This is a genomic window from Desulfomonilaceae bacterium, assembly GCA_041662605.1.
Lineage (GTDB): Bacteria > Desulfobacterota > Desulfomonilia > Desulfomonilales > Desulfomonilaceae > CAJBEZ01.
In genome coordinates this window covers 43,634-59,763 of sequence record JBAZSD010000023.1, presented here as the reverse complement: position 1 = coordinate 59,763, position 16,130 = coordinate 43,634, and the positions used below count along the sequence as shown (strand labels likewise).

The 16,130-nt window shown below is 47.6% G+C and carries 14 protein-coding genes; 4 read left to right on the top strand and 10 right to left on the bottom strand.

Going from position 1 to position 16,130, the window contains the following annotated elements:
* The first annotated feature begins 76 nt into the window (after nucleotides 1-76).
* Nucleotides 77-1,378 carry a lipid-A-disaccharide synthase gene (lpxB, locus tag WC647_15590; protein ID MFA6223732.1) on the top strand — a complete coding sequence of 434 codons (1,302 nt, stop codon included), beginning with the start codon at nucleotides 77-79 and terminating at the stop codon, nucleotides 1,376-1,378.
* A 134-nt stretch (nucleotides 1,379-1,512) separates the two neighbouring features.
* Here the strand turns inward: lpxB and WC647_15585 are convergent, their stop codons facing one another.
* From WC647_15585 to glp, 5 genes are all read right to left on the bottom strand, one after another.
* A complete protein-coding gene (locus WC647_15585; protein ID MFA6223731.1) occupies nucleotides 1,513-2,865 on the bottom strand; it encodes an MtnX-like HAD-IB family phosphatase in 1,353 nt (450 codons plus the stop codon).
* 62 nt (nucleotides 2,866-2,927) lie between these two features.
* A complete protein-coding gene (gene greA, locus WC647_15580) occupies nucleotides 2,928-3,404 on the bottom strand; it encodes a transcription elongation factor GreA (GenBank protein MFA6223730.1) in 477 nt (158 codons plus the stop codon).
* A gap of 113 nt (nucleotides 3,405-3,517) precedes the next feature.
* Nucleotides 3,518-3,988, bottom strand: coding sequence for an iron-sulfur cluster assembly scaffold protein (locus tag WC647_15575; protein MFA6223729.1), 471 nt, complete (start codon nucleotides 3,986-3,988; stop codon nucleotides 3,518-3,520).
* Nucleotides 3,989-4,008: 20 nt separating this feature from the next.
* Entirely contained in the window at nucleotides 4,009-5,934 is a 1,926-nt protein-coding gene (locus tag WC647_15570; protein MFA6223728.1) for a molybdopterin biosynthesis protein, read from the bottom strand.
* Nucleotides 5,822-7,189: a gephyrin-like molybdotransferase Glp gene (gene glp / locus WC647_15565; protein ID MFA6223727.1), complete on the bottom strand. Its 1,368-nt coding sequence runs from the start codon at nucleotides 7,187-7,189 to the stop codon at nucleotides 5,822-5,824. Before glp ends, WC647_15570 begins: the two co-directional genes overlap by 113 nt.
* A gap of 245 nt (nucleotides 7,190-7,434) precedes the next feature.
* Between glp and WC647_15560 the strand changes: the two genes are divergently transcribed.
* From WC647_15560 to WC647_15550, 3 genes are all read left to right on the top strand, one after another.
* Complete coding sequence (locus tag WC647_15560; GenBank protein MFA6223726.1) at nucleotides 7,435-8,322, top strand: glycosyltransferase family 9 protein; 888 nt, start codon at nucleotides 7,435-7,437, stop codon at nucleotides 8,320-8,322.
* Between the two features lie 344 nt (nucleotides 8,323-8,666).
* Complete coding sequence (locus WC647_15555; GenBank protein ID MFA6223725.1) at nucleotides 8,667-9,683, top strand: hypothetical protein; 1,017 nt, start codon at nucleotides 8,667-8,669, stop codon at nucleotides 9,681-9,683.
* A 214-nt stretch (nucleotides 9,684-9,897) separates the two neighbouring features.
* The gene (locus tag WC647_15550; protein MFA6223724.1) at nucleotides 9,898-10,695 is read left to right on the top strand and encodes a DnaJ domain-containing protein; all 798 of its coding nucleotides are present in this window, start codon (nucleotides 9,898-9,900) and stop codon (nucleotides 10,693-10,695) included.
* Between the two features lie 74 nt (nucleotides 10,696-10,769).
* Here WC647_15550 and WC647_15545 read toward each other — a convergent pair whose 3' ends face one another.
* The 5 genes from WC647_15545 to WC647_15525 all read right to left on the bottom strand — a co-directional run bounded on the left by WC647_15545 (nucleotide 10,770) and on the right by WC647_15525 (nucleotide 16,109).
* Nucleotides 10,770-11,318, bottom strand: a complete 549-nt coding sequence (locus WC647_15545) for a hypothetical protein (protein ID MFA6223723.1) — start codon at nucleotides 11,316-11,318, stop codon at nucleotides 10,770-10,772.
* A 171-nt stretch (nucleotides 11,319-11,489) separates the two neighbouring features.
* Nucleotides 11,490-12,734 (bottom strand): ABC transporter substrate-binding protein, encoded by a 1,245-nt coding sequence (locus tag WC647_15540; protein MFA6223722.1) that lies wholly within the window; start codon nucleotides 12,732-12,734, stop codon nucleotides 11,490-11,492.
* A gap of 357 nt (nucleotides 12,735-13,091) precedes the next feature.
* Nucleotides 13,092-13,430, bottom strand: coding sequence for a hypothetical protein (locus WC647_15535; GenBank protein MFA6223721.1), 339 nt, complete (start codon nucleotides 13,428-13,430; stop codon nucleotides 13,092-13,094).
* A 266-nt stretch (nucleotides 13,431-13,696) separates the two neighbouring features.
* The gene (locus WC647_15530; protein ID MFA6223720.1) at nucleotides 13,697-14,986 is read right to left on the bottom strand and encodes an ATP-dependent 6-phosphofructokinase; all 1,290 of its coding nucleotides are present in this window, start codon (nucleotides 14,984-14,986) and stop codon (nucleotides 13,697-13,699) included.
* A 49-nt stretch (nucleotides 14,987-15,035) separates the two neighbouring features.
* Nucleotides 15,036-16,109 carry a DUF933 domain-containing protein gene (locus tag WC647_15525; protein ID MFA6223719.1) on the bottom strand — a complete coding sequence of 358 codons (1,074 nt, stop codon included), beginning with the start codon at nucleotides 16,107-16,109 and terminating at the stop codon, nucleotides 15,036-15,038.
* Nucleotides 16,110-16,130: the final 21 nt, after the last annotated feature.

Below are 16,130 nucleotides of genomic sequence, written 5' to 3'. Positions count from 1 at the left end.
TTCCGAAAATCTCGCTCCCCAGCTAATTTGTTAGGACGTTTCCAGAATAGAATCATTCCATAGGTACAGTTTATTTATGCCTCAAATAATGAATTCTTTCAACAAGACAATGTCAGCCTCACCCAATAATCTGGAAGCCTCGGTTCTGGTTCTGGCGGGTGAAGCCTCCGGTGACTATCATGCGGCGGCGCTGGTTAAGGATTTGAGACATCGCTTCCCTAAAGTGGAATTCACGGGGATAGGGGGCGAGAAACTTCAGGCTGCCGGAATGAAAGTCCTGCTTCACTACCGGGAGATAAACACCATTGGCCTGAGCGGAGGATTCGGTAAGCTAAAGAGGGTTATGTCAGCTTACAGCCTTATGAAAAGAGAGTTGAGGAGTGGGAAATATGATGTTTTCCTTGCTGTGGATTTCCCGGACGTGAACATACGTTTGGCTGCCGTGGCAAAAAAGTCGGGAGTCAAGGTTTGCTATTATGTGAGTCCCCAGGTTTGGGCGTGGAGAAAACGACGTATCTACAAGATTGCTTCGGTGGTCGATAGAATGATGACCATTTTCCCTTTCGAGGAAAAATTGTACTCTGATTTGGGTGTGCGGGCTAATTTTGTCGGACACACCATGGTGAGGGACATTCCTCCGGATGTGGACAGGGCTAAACTGAGATCAGAATTGGGGGTTGCAAACTCAGACTGGTTGGTCACTCTGGCCCCCGGAAGTCGTCGATCTGAGATAACAAGATCATTGCCTGTCATGATCGAGGCTGCAAAATTACACCTGAAAAACTACCCTGAAACCAAATTTATTATTCCTCTCGCCGGTCCCCATCTGAAAGAACTCATTCAGGGGATTATCGGGGAGGCAGGATCGCATTTTCGGATTACCGAGGTCGAGGCTTTCAGGGTCATGGCCGCCTCGGACAGCGGCCTGATCACCTCCGGCACGGCCACTCTACAGGCTGCCCTGGCTCGTATGCCACACGTGGTGGTATATATTATGGACAATTTCTCATGGATTCTGGCGACCAGGATTTTGATGCCGCTTCTCATGGAACCCGATATTCATGTCGCGATGGCGAACATGCTCTGCATAAAGAGTCCCAATGAACCCGACAATCCCATAGAGATAATGTTAAAAAACGGTTACAGGATACCGTGTCTTGAATGCGGAAGACCCCTGTTTGTCCCGGAGATATTGCAACACAACGCAACGCCGGAGAATCTCGTCTCCTGGCTCGATAAATTCCAGAGTGACATAAATCTTAGGGCCGCGTTCGATCAAGGTTTCAAACGTTTAAGAGAAATGCTGGAGCCAGGCGCTTCCAGTCCTTCACCGGCAGATGCGCTAATTGAACTGATCTTGGAAAAGAATATTCGGTAGCCCAAAAAAGGAAAGGCCCAAATGTATGGTAGGAACATTTGGGCCCCTCAAGTCATTTAGAGTAGGTAGGTATCACTAAAGAAGACACCATTGTTTCGGACCGGTTCCGAAAAAAAAGATTTTTCCGAATTTTTCTATTCAGACGCTCCGGTAGGTATTACCGGTTCCAGAGCGCACAACAACTCACTGATACTTCTCAAAACTCGTCTAGGTTTGTGTAGAGCCAGTTCTTCCGCTGAAAAAAATGGCCCGGCGATCGCGTACGTGTCGATCCCGGCCGCTTTAGCTCCTTCTATGTCAATCGGAGCGTCTCCGACATAGATCGTGTTAATCTCCGACGAACCAACAGATTTCATGAATTCATGGAACATGTCGGGCGCTGGTTTCGCCTTAAAACCGTCCTCGGCCCCGATAATTGTTTTCATCTTGTGCGAAAAACCGAGATGATCAGCGAGTATTCTTGCGTATCGACCGCGTTTATTGGAAACAATTCCCTGTTTTAAAGATCCGTTGAGCCTTTTCAAAGTCTCCATGGCTCCTGGGGCCATGAAAGTTTTTTCAAGAAAGATTGTGTCATAGTAATCACGGAAAATCTTGATCCCAATTTCTTTATGTTCAGGTTTCAGATAAGACTTAACAAAGTCCATCAAGGACACGGACGTCAACCTGAGGACTTCCTGCACGGTCATTGTGGGGTAACCCAGTTGAGCGAACATATAGTTAAAGGCTTCCGCTATCGCATCTATTGATTCTATGAGCGTTCCGTCCAAATCGAACGCGACAGCTTCAATTTCTCGCGTCAGCGCATTGGGAGCCTCGTGAAACCCATCGATACTTATGGCGGGGATATTGTTCGTGACACAATAAAGAAACAGGTCCCCGATAGCCAGCACCATGTCGGCTTCCGTGGCTGCGTGCCGGTCAGACTCCCCGTCTCCGATCAGCACAATTTTGTCATATTCACTTCTGAAATTCCGAAGCGCTGACAACTTGCACGTTCCACATTTCCGGCAGGATGGGTTGAAATGGTTGGAACTAACACGGACCTTACCTTCATCATTCATGGTCAAGCTGTTGGAAATTATGTCAAGCCCGGTAATTCCATGTTTTTTGAAAAGAATCTTTATAGTCTCGTCAAAACCGTCCGAGACAATCTTTACGTCTATGTTCCTTTCCCTGGCCCACTTCAAAAATCTGGGGAAATGAGGGTCGAGTTCAGCGTGTTCCATCACAAAGCGTTCCAGATCGGCTCTAGTCATGTTCATCAGCGGGGCTAGAGCCTCGTAGACCCTTTTGGACCCAATTTCGCCTCTCATGTAACGCTTTACGTAATGTCGCCAGTGTGGATCGGAAATGTGGCTGCGAATAAGTCTGTTCACTGTGTCTTTTATAGACACAGTCCCGTCAAAGTCGCAAAGAATGAGGGTCTTTTTTTTGCTTGAAGAATCTTGAGCCGCCATGCGCTCAAGATTGTTTGGAAGTGTCATTATTAATCAATTATCTCACTTGAAATGGAGCCGGGCCGGTTGTGCGCCGTCAGGCTCGGTCTTTACTTGATACTAATTACCTCACATTCACGCAGCCCGTTGGGAGTGTGAACCTCGACTACGTCGCCGACTTCCTTTCCGATCAGCGCCTTTCCCACCGGAGAGTCCACGGATATTATTCCATTTGCAATGTCAGCCTCATCCTGTCCAAGAAGCTGGTATTTTTTGGCCTCATCGGTGTCCAGGTCCTGAATAGTGACATGAACTCCAAACACCACCCTGTCCGGAGTCGGCCGATTGGATATATCTATAACTTCTGAGCATGAAATTCTTTCCTGCAAATCCCTTATCCTGGTTTCGATCAGGGATTGTTTTTCCTTACCATACGTATATTCAGCGTTTTCCGAAAGATCACCGTGTCCTATAGCTATTTCGATTTCCTTTATCACAGATGGTCTTTCGACCCGAATCAACCTGTCCATCTCCTCGTTCAGTTTCTTTAAACCTTCAGCCGAGATTGGACGTTTCTGAGAACTCATATTTGCCATCCTTTTTTGGTGAACAAGGTGATCATTTTACCCGCAAGAGGTAGAATATTGATAGGACCTCTAACAGCCTGAGTCAAGAGAGAATCCCGCAATTGGGCCGATTCCTACATTTTCGCGCTGACAGTTTGGTTTTGTGACTTGTGGAGATCAAGGCAGTAAATGCGCACTGATTCCTGTAGAGTTCCCGCCGCAAGCGTGGCGCAATGCAGATCCTCTTCCGGAATACCCCCTACGGCTTCCTTGACAGCCATATAGTCTATATCGGCAATTTCCTCGGGAGTTTTTCCCAGAGCCAGACGAGTAGCGGCAGCCCCACATTCGCTGCTGAACTTGCAACCGTCTGTCCAGTAGCTGGCGTCTATAACTTTTCCCCTTCTAAATTTGAGGGAAATTTTCATCGAATCGCCGCAATTTCCCTTTGCAATCGCGACTGCGTCCGGTTCATCCATGGTTCCAAGGGTAGGGTTGAATTTGTTCAAAAAAAGGATCCATCCACTTAGCAACAACATCAAAACAGCGGCGCAGGCCACGATGGGGTACCAAGATACACCTGAAAACAAAACTGTAAAATCCATGCTGTCAAAACCATTACGTATTATTTCGGCTCGAAGAGACGCTCTCCTGACCGTTCCACGCCGTATCCTCCTAAAGAGGAAACGCGAGTTTTAAATGAATCGCTACCAAGTATTTCCAGAAGCTTTGTAACTTTTTCATCGTAAACATATTTCTTGGGCACTATGAAATCGTACTGTTCCGTGGCTACGGGTATAAAATCCAGTCCAAGGGCATTGGCCGCGGCTAAAACACCCATGCCAACATCGGCTACTCCGGATAGGACCGCTACAGCAACCGACGTGTGAGTATATTCTTCCATCTCGTAGCCCTTAATACTAGACTCGTCAATCTGCTCTTTTCTCAGGTAGAAATCAAGCAATACCCTGGTTCCTGCGCCTTTCTGCCGATTGACAAAGGTCACGTCATCTCTTGTTAGATCTTTAAAATTCCGTATGCCTTTTGGATTACCCTTCCTTACCATGAACCCCTGATCCCGCATGACACCATGAAAAACTTCGACGGGTATGTCAGGAATGAATTTCTTTATGTACGACCAGTTGTAAATTCCCGTATCCTCGTCAAGCAGGTGACTGGTCGCCATGTGCGCCGTATCGTTCCTGAGAGCCAGTAGACCACCCAGGCTCCCAACGTTGCTTGAAGAAACATAGATACCGTGTTTGATGAGTTCATCAGCCAGGCAATCAATAGTCAAATCGTGACTGCCTATGATTACCAGAGTCTTCTCGATCTGTTGTGGTTGATTCAGAAGGTCGACTCTGATCATCGAACCTTGCTCTATGCCTTCGACATTCGAAGGAATCCTGATAATCCCATCCGCCCTGGTAAGAGTAGTAATTGAGCCGGCGCCTCTAGGCAATGGCGCCGCTACCGTCCTGTCCCCTACCCTGCCCAGTTTAACTCTGAAGAATTCCTCTCGCCCGAGTTTGGATGGAATTTTCCGTGCCGAATACGCCTCCAGAGTAGGCCTGACGTCAATAGGAGCGCCAAGCATCTCGGCAATGACCGGCAATCCGAAAGTTTCAAAAGAAAATACGGCAGAAACAGGATAACCCGGGTTTCCAATAACTGGTTTACCATCGACAATTCCTAGAATCGTGGGCTTTCCCGGCATCATGGCCACCCCATGAACAAGCACTTCTCCTAGTTCATCTATGATTGCGGCTGTGTAATCCTCGCTGCCGGCAGATGAGCCCGCGTTTACAACAACCATGTCATACCCGGATTTTATGGCGGATTTTATCGCTTGCTTAATTTGGTCGTAATTATCGGGGAGTATTTCGCTTCTGTCCGCAATCGCTCCCGCGCGGGTAATAAGGCCTGATAGTATCCACGTGTTAAATTCTATCGTTTCCCCATCAACAGGAGATCTATCTTCCAAAACGGACGCAGGCACAAGCTCCGAACCCGTCGGAATCAACAAAACCCTTGGTCTCCGGTTTACATTGACCTGGGTAACTCCTCCGCAAAGCAACGCGCCCAGATCGTAGGCCGATATCACGTGGTGGCTGGGCAAGATCATTTCCGATTGAACGAAATCCTCACCGACTCGACGAACATTTTCCCAAGGCACCACTGCCTTATCAATTTCAAAGGTCTCATCACTCAAAAAATTGACGTGTTCGATCATGATTACCGCATTGGTCTTGTCTGGTATAGGACGTCCAGTATTAACGGGCCATGCGTTCTTGCCCATAAGAAAGCTTTTTGTACTTTCGGGAGACGCTCCAAAAGTTTCTGAAGCCTGAACAGCGAACCCGTCCATACCCGCAGTATGAAAATTTGGCGCTGATAGTTTTGCGTAAACTGGCTCGGAAGTGATCCGGCCTAAAGATTCAACTGTGAGAACCCTTTCGGATCCCGGAAAGCCGTTCCTGTCTAGACGCTCCAGAAAAGTTTCCAGGGCCTCCGCCGGGGGCTTCATGTCCAGAAAGATATTCCTTCTCAAAATCGTCTCCCATCCAGTTAGAAAATAAATACACCGTAACTGTTTGACCCTTGTAAAACCCTTCACAGTCCATGGGTATCTTCAAGTAACCGTGAGACCTCGACATGGCTGAGACCATTCCGGACTTGGCGATAAACGGAGTGGCCAAAAATTCATTGTCAGTTCTGGATATCCGTACTCGGACAAAGTCCAGTCGTCCTTCCTTGGATGACACATTGCGTGTCAGACTGGCCTTAATTTGTGGCCTCAGAAAGGGCTGAAAAGTATTCTCTCCCGCCAGGCGTCTCAGGATCGGAACAACAAACTGATCGAAACAAACGAGCGCTGAGACAGGATGGCCTGGTAAACCTATGACCGGCTTAGACCCAATGAGCCCCATAATTAGTGGCTTACCGGGAGACATTGAAACGCCATGCAATAAAATGTTTGAATCACGAGCCTCGGAGATCGCCTGAATGACATGATCCCTGCTACCCATAGAGCTGCCTCCAGAAATGATCACAACATCACCCTGCTCCAGGCCCGTGCTTATCATGGATTTTACGGATTTTAGAGTATCAGCGGCCAGTCCTATCCATAAGGGCTTGCCGAACGCTTCTATAATCGCGGCGTTAAGGGAATGCCTGTTGACATCCCGGACACATCCAGGGGGCGGCGTTTCGCTTGCCGGAGTTATTTCGTCTCCCGAGCTGATAAGCGACACCATGGGCACACGATGAACCTTGACCTTCATGATCCCTAGGGACGCAAGTAGTCCTACATCCTGAGGCCTTAGTCTCAAACCGGAGTTGAGTAGAGTTTCACCTTTACGATAGTCTTCGCCTTTGCGGGCCATGTTGTCAAAAGGGGCTACACCTTTGAAAACTTCAATCGTATTCCCTCCCAACTCTTCCGTGTGTTCTATCATTACTACTGCGTCCGAGTTAACCGGAAGCTCGCCTCCCGTCCAGATCTTTGCAGCTTCGCCTCGCTTAAGTTTTAGGTTGGGCGATTCCCCCATGGCGATCTCCCCAATAACAGTAAAAAGCGAAGGGGAACTCTCGGTGGATCCGAAAGTATCAATAGATCGAACGGCGTATCCGTCCATGGTAGTCCGGTTAAATGTAGGCGCGTCGTCGTGGGCCCTCACGGATTCGGAAAGAACCCTGAAGAGGGCTAAGTCAAGATCAGCATGTTCTGATTCGAGAGCTTTAACTAGATGTAACTTGGCTCTTGCCTCGCCTGGAGACACAACTCGAAAAAATGGTTTTAACATATTGCAAATTCACAGTTTTACATATTTTTTAGAATAGTCACTGTTAAAGTATATCAATCGAAGCCCCTTATGTCAAAATTGACCGGAGTATGAAAGAAGTTGCAAGAAGCCATTATTACAAAATTCCGACTTTCATCTCGAAGATGTGATGGTGTTTTGTTATGTTTGTGTGGAAGCTCTTCAAATTTTGATTGGGAAAGAAACCCCTTCAGTCGTGGTAAAACCATAAAGGTCGGTGAAACAGCATGACCAACGTTTGGATAATTCGCCCAGGCGCACTGGGCGACACGCTTTTAACCTTACCCCTGCTTTTTTCAATTAAGAATGCTGATGAAAAAGCAAATGTGACTCTTTTGGGTTCAAGAGCTTACCACGAGATTATCCCACCAGAATTTAATTTTAAATCCGTTGATCACAGAGACTATTCATGGTTGTTCCAACCGGATTCATTCGGGGAACACCCAAAGGAGAAACCTTGCGATATCGCTTACGTAATACTGAAGCGTCCGGATGCGGTTGTCGCAAATCTCAAGAGCTGCGGGGTCGACGACATACATATCGCGACACCGATTCCTGAACCGGGTGTCCATCTAGTCCAAACATTATGCTCTCAACTCGGCGCTGCAATCCCCCCACGTCATCCGGTCCTCAATGGGAACCAGCTTGGAAAACGCGAAAATATCCTCTGGGCGCATCCTGGAAGCGGAAGCGCAAAAAAAAACGTACCGCTGAGTGTTTTTAGGTCGTTGTCAAAAAGGCTTCGTGAGACCACTGGATGCGAAATCGTCGTAACCTTGGGAGAAGCTGACGAAGAACTAAAACGAGAAAAGGAATGGGAACTGTGGATCGCCGAAAGCCGGCCGGTTGTGCTGGAAAACCGATCACTCAAACAGATATGTGATCTTATGTCCCACTCCGGATTCTTTATGGGAAACGATTCCGGCATGAGTCACCTTGCTGCGGCCCTGGGGATTTTCTCAATCATCTTTTATGTGAGTACGGATCCGGCGCAATGGGGGCCATGGGTTCCAGCGCGCCAAACGCTAATTTTTGATTGCAGTCGGGTTTTTTCTTGGTCTTTGGTTCAAAATCAAATTGAGCGAGCGGTGCAAACTACCCTCGAACGGCAGTAGCCCATTGGCATATATTACATTATATCTCAGTTATTTCAGTCTATTATAGCTAATTTATAATATAATATCTTAAATTATATAGCGCGCAGCTTTTGTTTATACGGTCTAACGCGCTTTAATTTTGACGCGTTCGTTTAATTTTTTTATTAGTCTTATTTTATTCCTTTAAATCCATAAGATAGACTATTTATATAAGGTATTACACTAGCTTAGGTATTTTCAATACATCATATAATTTCTAGCTTTTTATAATAACTCCTCAAAAGAGTTTATTTTTTTGTTGACAAGCTTAAGCCTATCTGTAAAGTGCACCCTTAACAAAACGTTCTCCTGGGAGGGAGGGTATGATGATTAGGAAACCCCGTATAGTACTGGTATGTCTATGTTTGTTCACTGCGATCTTCACGGCTCACGCCATGGCCTGGAATTTCCTCCAGGCGGCCGCCACAAACGACGCCCGTGAAAATCTACTCATTCCGACCTCGCCTCAAGCTAAGGCGATAACAAAGGTCAAGCCGCAACCAATAGTAAAGTGCAGACCGCCCTTTGGATTCCAGCAGGGACTTCAAACCATGGCGGCTCAAACACTGCCGCCCGTTTTACCCGGGGTGAAACTTCGGGGATGGAATTTGGAAGCCCAGGCTATGTTCGCTCGAACAAAAGGCAAAGCCATCTTTTGGAACAACAACTACGGCTATAACTATAACTATTTGAATGGCCAGCCGGAAGTCGACTTTAACACCGCCTTAGGAATTCCGGATCACACCGTAATAGGGTCATTCACCGCCAAATACAGGTTCCAACCTCGTTGGTCCGTTAAGTACTCCATAATGCCCACAACCATCAATGGCGGTGGTGGTGACGGCTCTGGCGGTTGGGGCGGCACATGGAATTATCAAGGTCAAGGCGCTAGATCCAAATGGGAGAGACTGTATCAGCAGATAGGGCTTGTCTATGACCCCATATTGACACCCACATCCAGAGTCGGGATCTTTGCGGATTACGTCAGACTCAATGAAAGAGTCAGCGTTTTTCAGACGATGTCAGGCACAGGCGGATTCACATTTGACAATGATTTGAACATGGCCATGGCCGGCGTTGAAGTTGAAAAAATGCTCAAGTTCACCCGTCTTGCGAGTGTCCTTTCCCTGGAGTGTAAAGCAGGGATCGCATTCTGTGATGACGCGTTCGGTTCCGACATGAGCACTGGCTTGAAATACAGCATACCCATGAACAATGGTCGTTCCGGGTTCCTCAAAGGCGGTTACAGGTATCTGACCTACAAGAAGAAATATAGCGACGCCAAGATGATCGATACTTGTATGGACGGTGGTTATGTCGAGATGGGATTTGTCTTCTGATCTCTTGCAATGAATTGTAAGGCCGAGTGCGGAGGGCGCTCGACTGAAACGAATTTTTCAAAGGGCCTAAGGGAAGAAATTACTTAACGCTCGACCGGGTCCTCAGGCCCCTTCCCTCCCAGCTCGACTAACCGGTCGAGCTTTTTTCTTTTATTGACCTGTCTTTTGCGGGCCTCCCTGGTGTATTATTTTCTTAGTTAAAGGTCCAAGACGCATGAAACCGGCCAATCTCAATATTTTGCATTTCATTCGTGAAAAACCCGGTACCTTGAGACGAACTCTACTGGAGACTTTCGACCTCACGGAATATCGTTTCAACCGAATTCTGAGAAACCTGCAACGAGAATTTCCCGATTTGATTTTTCCATGGAGCGATGATCATGGAGTATGGGCTGTAGAACTAGACAGGTCCCGATGTCTCGGCGTGAACTGGTTGGGGCCCCTCAGTGGGGGCTATTCACAGTGCATTGAGGAGCCTGGCTTTGCTGACGGCAGGTGTCATGAACACTCCGAATGTGAAAGCCCGGAAATGATTGCTTTTATGAGAAGACTGGCCTATTTGTTGGGTCCGACAGAGCCAAATCCCATGAATCTAATGAGCCTGGGGATTGTCCAGATTGAAGAACTGTTCGAAACCCTAAAGAGAATTACGCCTCTAACTAACTTCGAGTTTCATTCCAGATACCGATTGGTAAAAATTTTCGCGTCGGCTCACGCTACGTTGAAATGGAAAAAACGACGACGTGAGAAATTCTCGGACTTTAGAATTCCTCCAGAGTTTGAAGCTAGACACAGGTCGTCTTCCATAAATCCTTTTGAATATTCATTGAAAAGTCTTTTCTCCATGTTGGAGATCCCCACGAATTCAAATCGTGAACAGACACTTAAAGCATGGAAGCGACTGGCGCGGCTACATCATCCGGATGCGCAGGGAGAAAAAGCAAACGAAGACAGGATGAAAGAGCTGAATATGGCTAAAGATCGAATCTTCAGAATAAGAAGGTGGGATTAACGCAGTGAATAATAATACACAACAAAAAAGGGACTCCAACGAGTCCCTTTTTTTATTTTTCTGGAAACAACGTTCTACCAGTAGTTTCCGAACACTCCCTCACCCGGAGACGCCATCATGGATGACTGGACACCGGAATTGGTTTTCTTGCTCATCGGAGACATGCGCCTTGGAGCCCCATAGCCCACTGGTCTCATGGGCGGAGCCATGCCGTATGCCGCCGGAGGCGGACCACATTTGACCGGACCACACACAGGGGGAGGACACGGAGGTGGGCCACACATAGGTCTGGGCGGGCCGCAGCAGGGATTCGGACTGCAATCGAACGCGTCAATGACTTTGTCAACCAGTTTGAAGGGTAGAGCCACCACACCGGTAACCAGTCTAAATGCCCCTGAAAATATTTTCGCGACAGGATTGGGCTCACACGGGGGGGCGCATGGAGGAGGCCCACATGGGGGTGGACATGGGGGCGGCCCACAATAAGGCTGGGGACCACACATAGGAGGCCCACACATGGGTGGCACCTTGCACACCGGCCCGCCGGCAAAAACCGGACCCAGCGTCAGCGCGAACATAACCGCAACCGCAACAACAGCGCCGACAAACATTCTTGCTTTCATGCAACAACTCCTTCCGAAAAATCCCCCGGAAACTCCCTTACACCCCTCCGAGAGACAGATAAAACAAATTTATAATTTCCTTGCAAAGCACTCTATCAAAAAATATCCTCAGATGTCAACCCCGAAAATCATTACGAACATCAATTAATAAATATTTATAACTCTACGCCATTAATTAGCATTTTCCTCCCAAACAGCTTCCGGGTCGTGGGGCGCTGCGTCAGGCCGGTTGGGATATCCAACCTTGCCACACCCAAAATCCAATGAAGCTGTAGGTCCCAGAGAGACAACAATATTCTGAAATAATTCTCCGGATTTCCGCTCTATAGTTGTTACCCACGAATCCACTATGGCGTCGTGATTCTTGTCAAACCTGAAATCACCTCTCAGCCCATGAATCTGACAATCGGCGACAAATTTAAGAAGAGTGTCAAAATCCTCGAGCGCCAAGAAATTTTCATGGACCGAGTTGTCCACGATTTTCGCGATATCGAATCCTTCTGCGGCGCGTGAAATGGAAAGTTCCATTTCCCCGAAAAGCGACGTCACTTTTTGCCTGAGCGATTCCTGATTGAGCACATTTGTCAGCGTAGGAACGCCAAGGAAGCTTACAGCGTTCGGATCTGTTCTTTTGGGGAAGCTTGTGAGGGTTTCAGGACCTATGACAGTCTTTCCTATCGCGCTATCTTTAGATCTCGCGGTATTCAGAAAGAGTTTCGCCGATTCATTCTTAAAAGCCGCAAATACAACATCAGCGTTCGAGTTTTTTATCGAAGAGATTATCGATTGTAGCGAAGCTAAAGAACCATCCGACATTGCCCTATCCGCAAAGGCGCCTCCGGCTCTTTCGAATCCAAACGCGAAGAAATCGCACTTCTCGTTACCATTGAGGTCGTCATCGCCTGTTATAAAAACAGTGGCGCCTGCGTTCTGAACTGCCCAGGGCGCCAGAGGTTCAGAACTGACATAGTTGTTGGCGCAAACTCTGAACACGTTGGGTTGGCAATACTCCCCCGCTGTCAGCTTCACCGAACGGTTGGATATGAACAGCAGGACCTTTGCGCCTGAACATTTTTGAATAATCTTTTCGGAGTTCTCGACATCGGCCAATAAAGCTATAAAACGGACATTTTTGGCGCTGATCCACTCATCGATGGTCTTCTCCAACTCATCAAAATTACCCCCAAAGGGTTTCCTAAAAATATCAACAGGGCATGACCCTTTTTCGCCGAAGAAAAGATCGAACCCTACCATTAGGGACTTGGCCTCGATTTCCAATTCTCCTGATTCAGGGTAAATAAAGCCGATCTTAATTCGGTCTTCAGCGCTATCTGACCACGCCCGTGATTTCGACAAAAGCAGCGCTGAAGTCAAGACGCCTGATACAATAAATTGCCTTCTTGTAAATATACCCACTTCTAGTGAACCCCACGCCTTGAAAAACATCCCAGACGAGACATCAGCCTAGTTTCGTTTTTGCGTTTTTCATGTTCTTTCATATGTTGGTAATCAACCCTGAGAGGACCTCACGTGGGTCTTCTCAATAAAGAGTCACTAACAATTTTAGTTCCCGGATGTGCAGCGCATCCTATCCGAAACGACCCCGACTGTAAAGGACAGTGTTGGACCAGATTTATCCGTCAAGTTTGAAAACAAATTCAACAATCGGCAGTTGGAAGGGATGAGTTTGCAAGGAAAAATTCGGGAAGGACTGACGTGACCTGGAAGGAAATCCTCCCAGTCTGGGTCGACCGGGAGGACGGACGAATTCTATCAGCGATAAGGCCGAACCATGGGAGAGCAAACCGGAGCTGGAGCAGGAGCGCAAGAATAGCGGCTCTTCCTGATCATCTTCCGAGGCGGAGCGCAAACAGGCGGTGGGCATTCCATCCGCACTGAAAGAACCCTGCAGCTTCTTGGAGCAAATGAATCTTGCGAACATTTTACCACGGCCATCTCAGTAGCGTGACCTGGAGTGGGGCCAATGCCCTGATAAAGAGCGCCACGAAAATTCTTCGCTGTGGCTACGAACAGAGCCTCGGAACTTTCCGGTACAACCGCGGTAATGACTAGAGCCAATATCGCCAGCAATAATACGGATTTCTTCGACATCGTATACCTCCAAATTATAATTTAACTATAAGTTCTTTCAATTCCTAAACGACACTACCGAATTTTAAAAGTTTCATATATCTGACATCCTTAGCGCGGTAGATTTACCGTATCAGATTAAACTAAAAATGACAAGTCAAAAAAACATTCCTAATTTTAGCCACATACAGTCTCAGTTGTCAAAATGACACCTTGTGGGCGTCTTTTCACAACCCAACATTCGGGTTGCTTCTTCAAGCCGCTTCAACCACATCTTCATAGTTTTGTCAACTATTCGGATCTTTGAAACTTGGCTGTCCGGTCGCCTCGATAACACTGTTCCAAATTTTCCCCTTGAGATCAACCTGCTTGCGGCCCGTGGTCACAATCTTTAACGGGACACAAACAAATTCCTCGGCCCAACTCCCCACCATAACATTGGTTTTTCCCGCCAAACCCACATGAACCGCATTCTGGCCAAGAAAACCGCAGAACACTGAATCCTCCGACGTGGCGGGCACTGATCTGATAGTGTAGCCAGGATCGATATACTTCAAGTTTATTTCAATGTCTTTTTCTTTAAAATACATTTGGATCCTGTCCCTGAGGTAGAGACCGATATCACCTAGAACCTTGTTGCCGGAATTGTCAAAGCCATCGACTCCACAATACTTTTGTCCGGCTCCTTCGGCTACAACGATAACCGAGTGTTTCTTTTCCGCAATTCTTTTTTCCAGTACGGCGAGAAAACCATGTGGTCCATCCAGATCAAAATCCGATTCGGGAATAAGCACAAAGTTTGCGTATCGTCGATCGAGGGCCGCACTGGCCGCAATGAAACCTGATTGACGCCCCATCAGCTTGACCAGACCGATGCCGTTTGGCGCCCCATTGGCCTCAACGTGAGCACAACCGATTATTTGGGAGGCGCAGCTTACTGCGGTGCTGAAACCAAAGGAACGAGAAAGGTATAGTATGTCGTTGTCAATTGTCTTTGGTATCCCAACAATACCGATCTTCGCCCCTCTGTCCGCTATTTCTTCGCAGATCCTTTCGGCTGCCCTGAATGTGCCGTCTCCTCCGACTGTAAACAGCAAGCCCACGTTCATTCGCTCCAGGGCGTCTACAATTTCACTTATCTTTTGATGACCCCGAGATGATGAAAGAATAGTGCCACCCAGTTCATTGATTTGAGTAACCCTGTCTGGAGTCAATTCAAGAATAGGGTGTCTATATTTTGGGATAAAGCCCTGAAAACCATATCTTATACCAAGGATGTTCTTGACCCCATAGGTGTGATAAAGCGTGAGGACTATGGAGCGTATGACATTGTTCAACCCCGGACAGAGACCGCCACAAGTAACTATTGCGCATTTGAGCTTACTCAGGTCAAAATAAATCTTTTGCCGTGGACCGGCTTTCAAAAAGGCGGTCGGCGGCTTTCCTTGTCTGAAGGATTCTTCGACTGCGTCGGCCGACAAATTGTATAAAACTCTTTCGGCGTCTCCAACCCAGTCGACGTGGCTCAACGGGGTTTCGATCTTACATTCGCCCAAGGATTCAACTGTTGTTTCCATACTGATTTTCTCTTGCGACCGATCGGTTGTTAGAACGCGCCTTTCACATCTATACATTGAATCGGAATAACATTATGTCACCATCTTTGACAACGTAATCACGTCCTTCCAGACGGGCTTTTCCTGCCTTGTGCGCGGCGGTCATGGAACCGGCGCTCTTAAAATCATCATATGCGACTACCTCGGCTCGGATAAAACCTCGTTCCATGTCGGAATGCACACTTCCGGCCGCCTTAACCGCTGTTCTTCCCTTTACGAGACTCCAGGCCCGCACTTCCGGTTCGCCCGCCGTGAAAAAAACGATAAGATTGAGGAGTTCGAATGATCGTTTAATGATTCTCTCTTTGGCGCCTTCTTCCAGAGACAGGTCCTCAAGAAATTCAGAGGCTTCTTCGGGAGTCATTCCGGCTAATTCAGCCTCCATATCGGCATATAACCAGTCAACTCCGACATTAGGATGCCCGCCTGTATGTTGACTCAATTCTTCCAGAACCGCTCGCGCCTCTTCAGGGCTCTTGTTTTCACCGGTGTTCAACAGGATAAGTTGAGGTTTAGCCGAAAGAAAAGCGAATCCACGGAGTTTATCGTGGCTCTCAATCTCTTTCATCAGTCTTAACGGCTTGGCTTCGTTGAGCAAATCCCTCGCCTGTGAGAGAAGTTCAAATTCTTCGGCCAGATCTTTCCTTCCCTTACCAAGATCCTTGTTAACCCGCTCCAGTCGCTTCTCAACTATAGACAAGTCCGATAAAATCATTTCCTCTTCTATGGACCGGTAATCCTTGAGTGCCGTGGGTTTCCCAACCGACATTGAATCGAAAAAACGAATACATATTACCAGTGCGTCGAGGGGACGAATAACCGTGAGAAACTTGTCCCCCAGCGAACTTCCCTTTTTACCCTCACCGGTTATTCCGGCAATATCAAGATATTCAACATGAACCGGCGTGATTTTTTTAGGCTTATGATATTGAGTCAGGAAGTCCAGACGGGGGTCTGATACTTTGACGACGCCCAGAGCGGGCTCCAGACGATTTCTTTGGTCACCGAGAGTCAAGCCACCGGTGAGAGCCCTGAACAGAACGGTCTTCCCGGCCCCCGGCAAACCGATTATTCCAAGTTTCAATTAACTGCCACCCTCCCAACA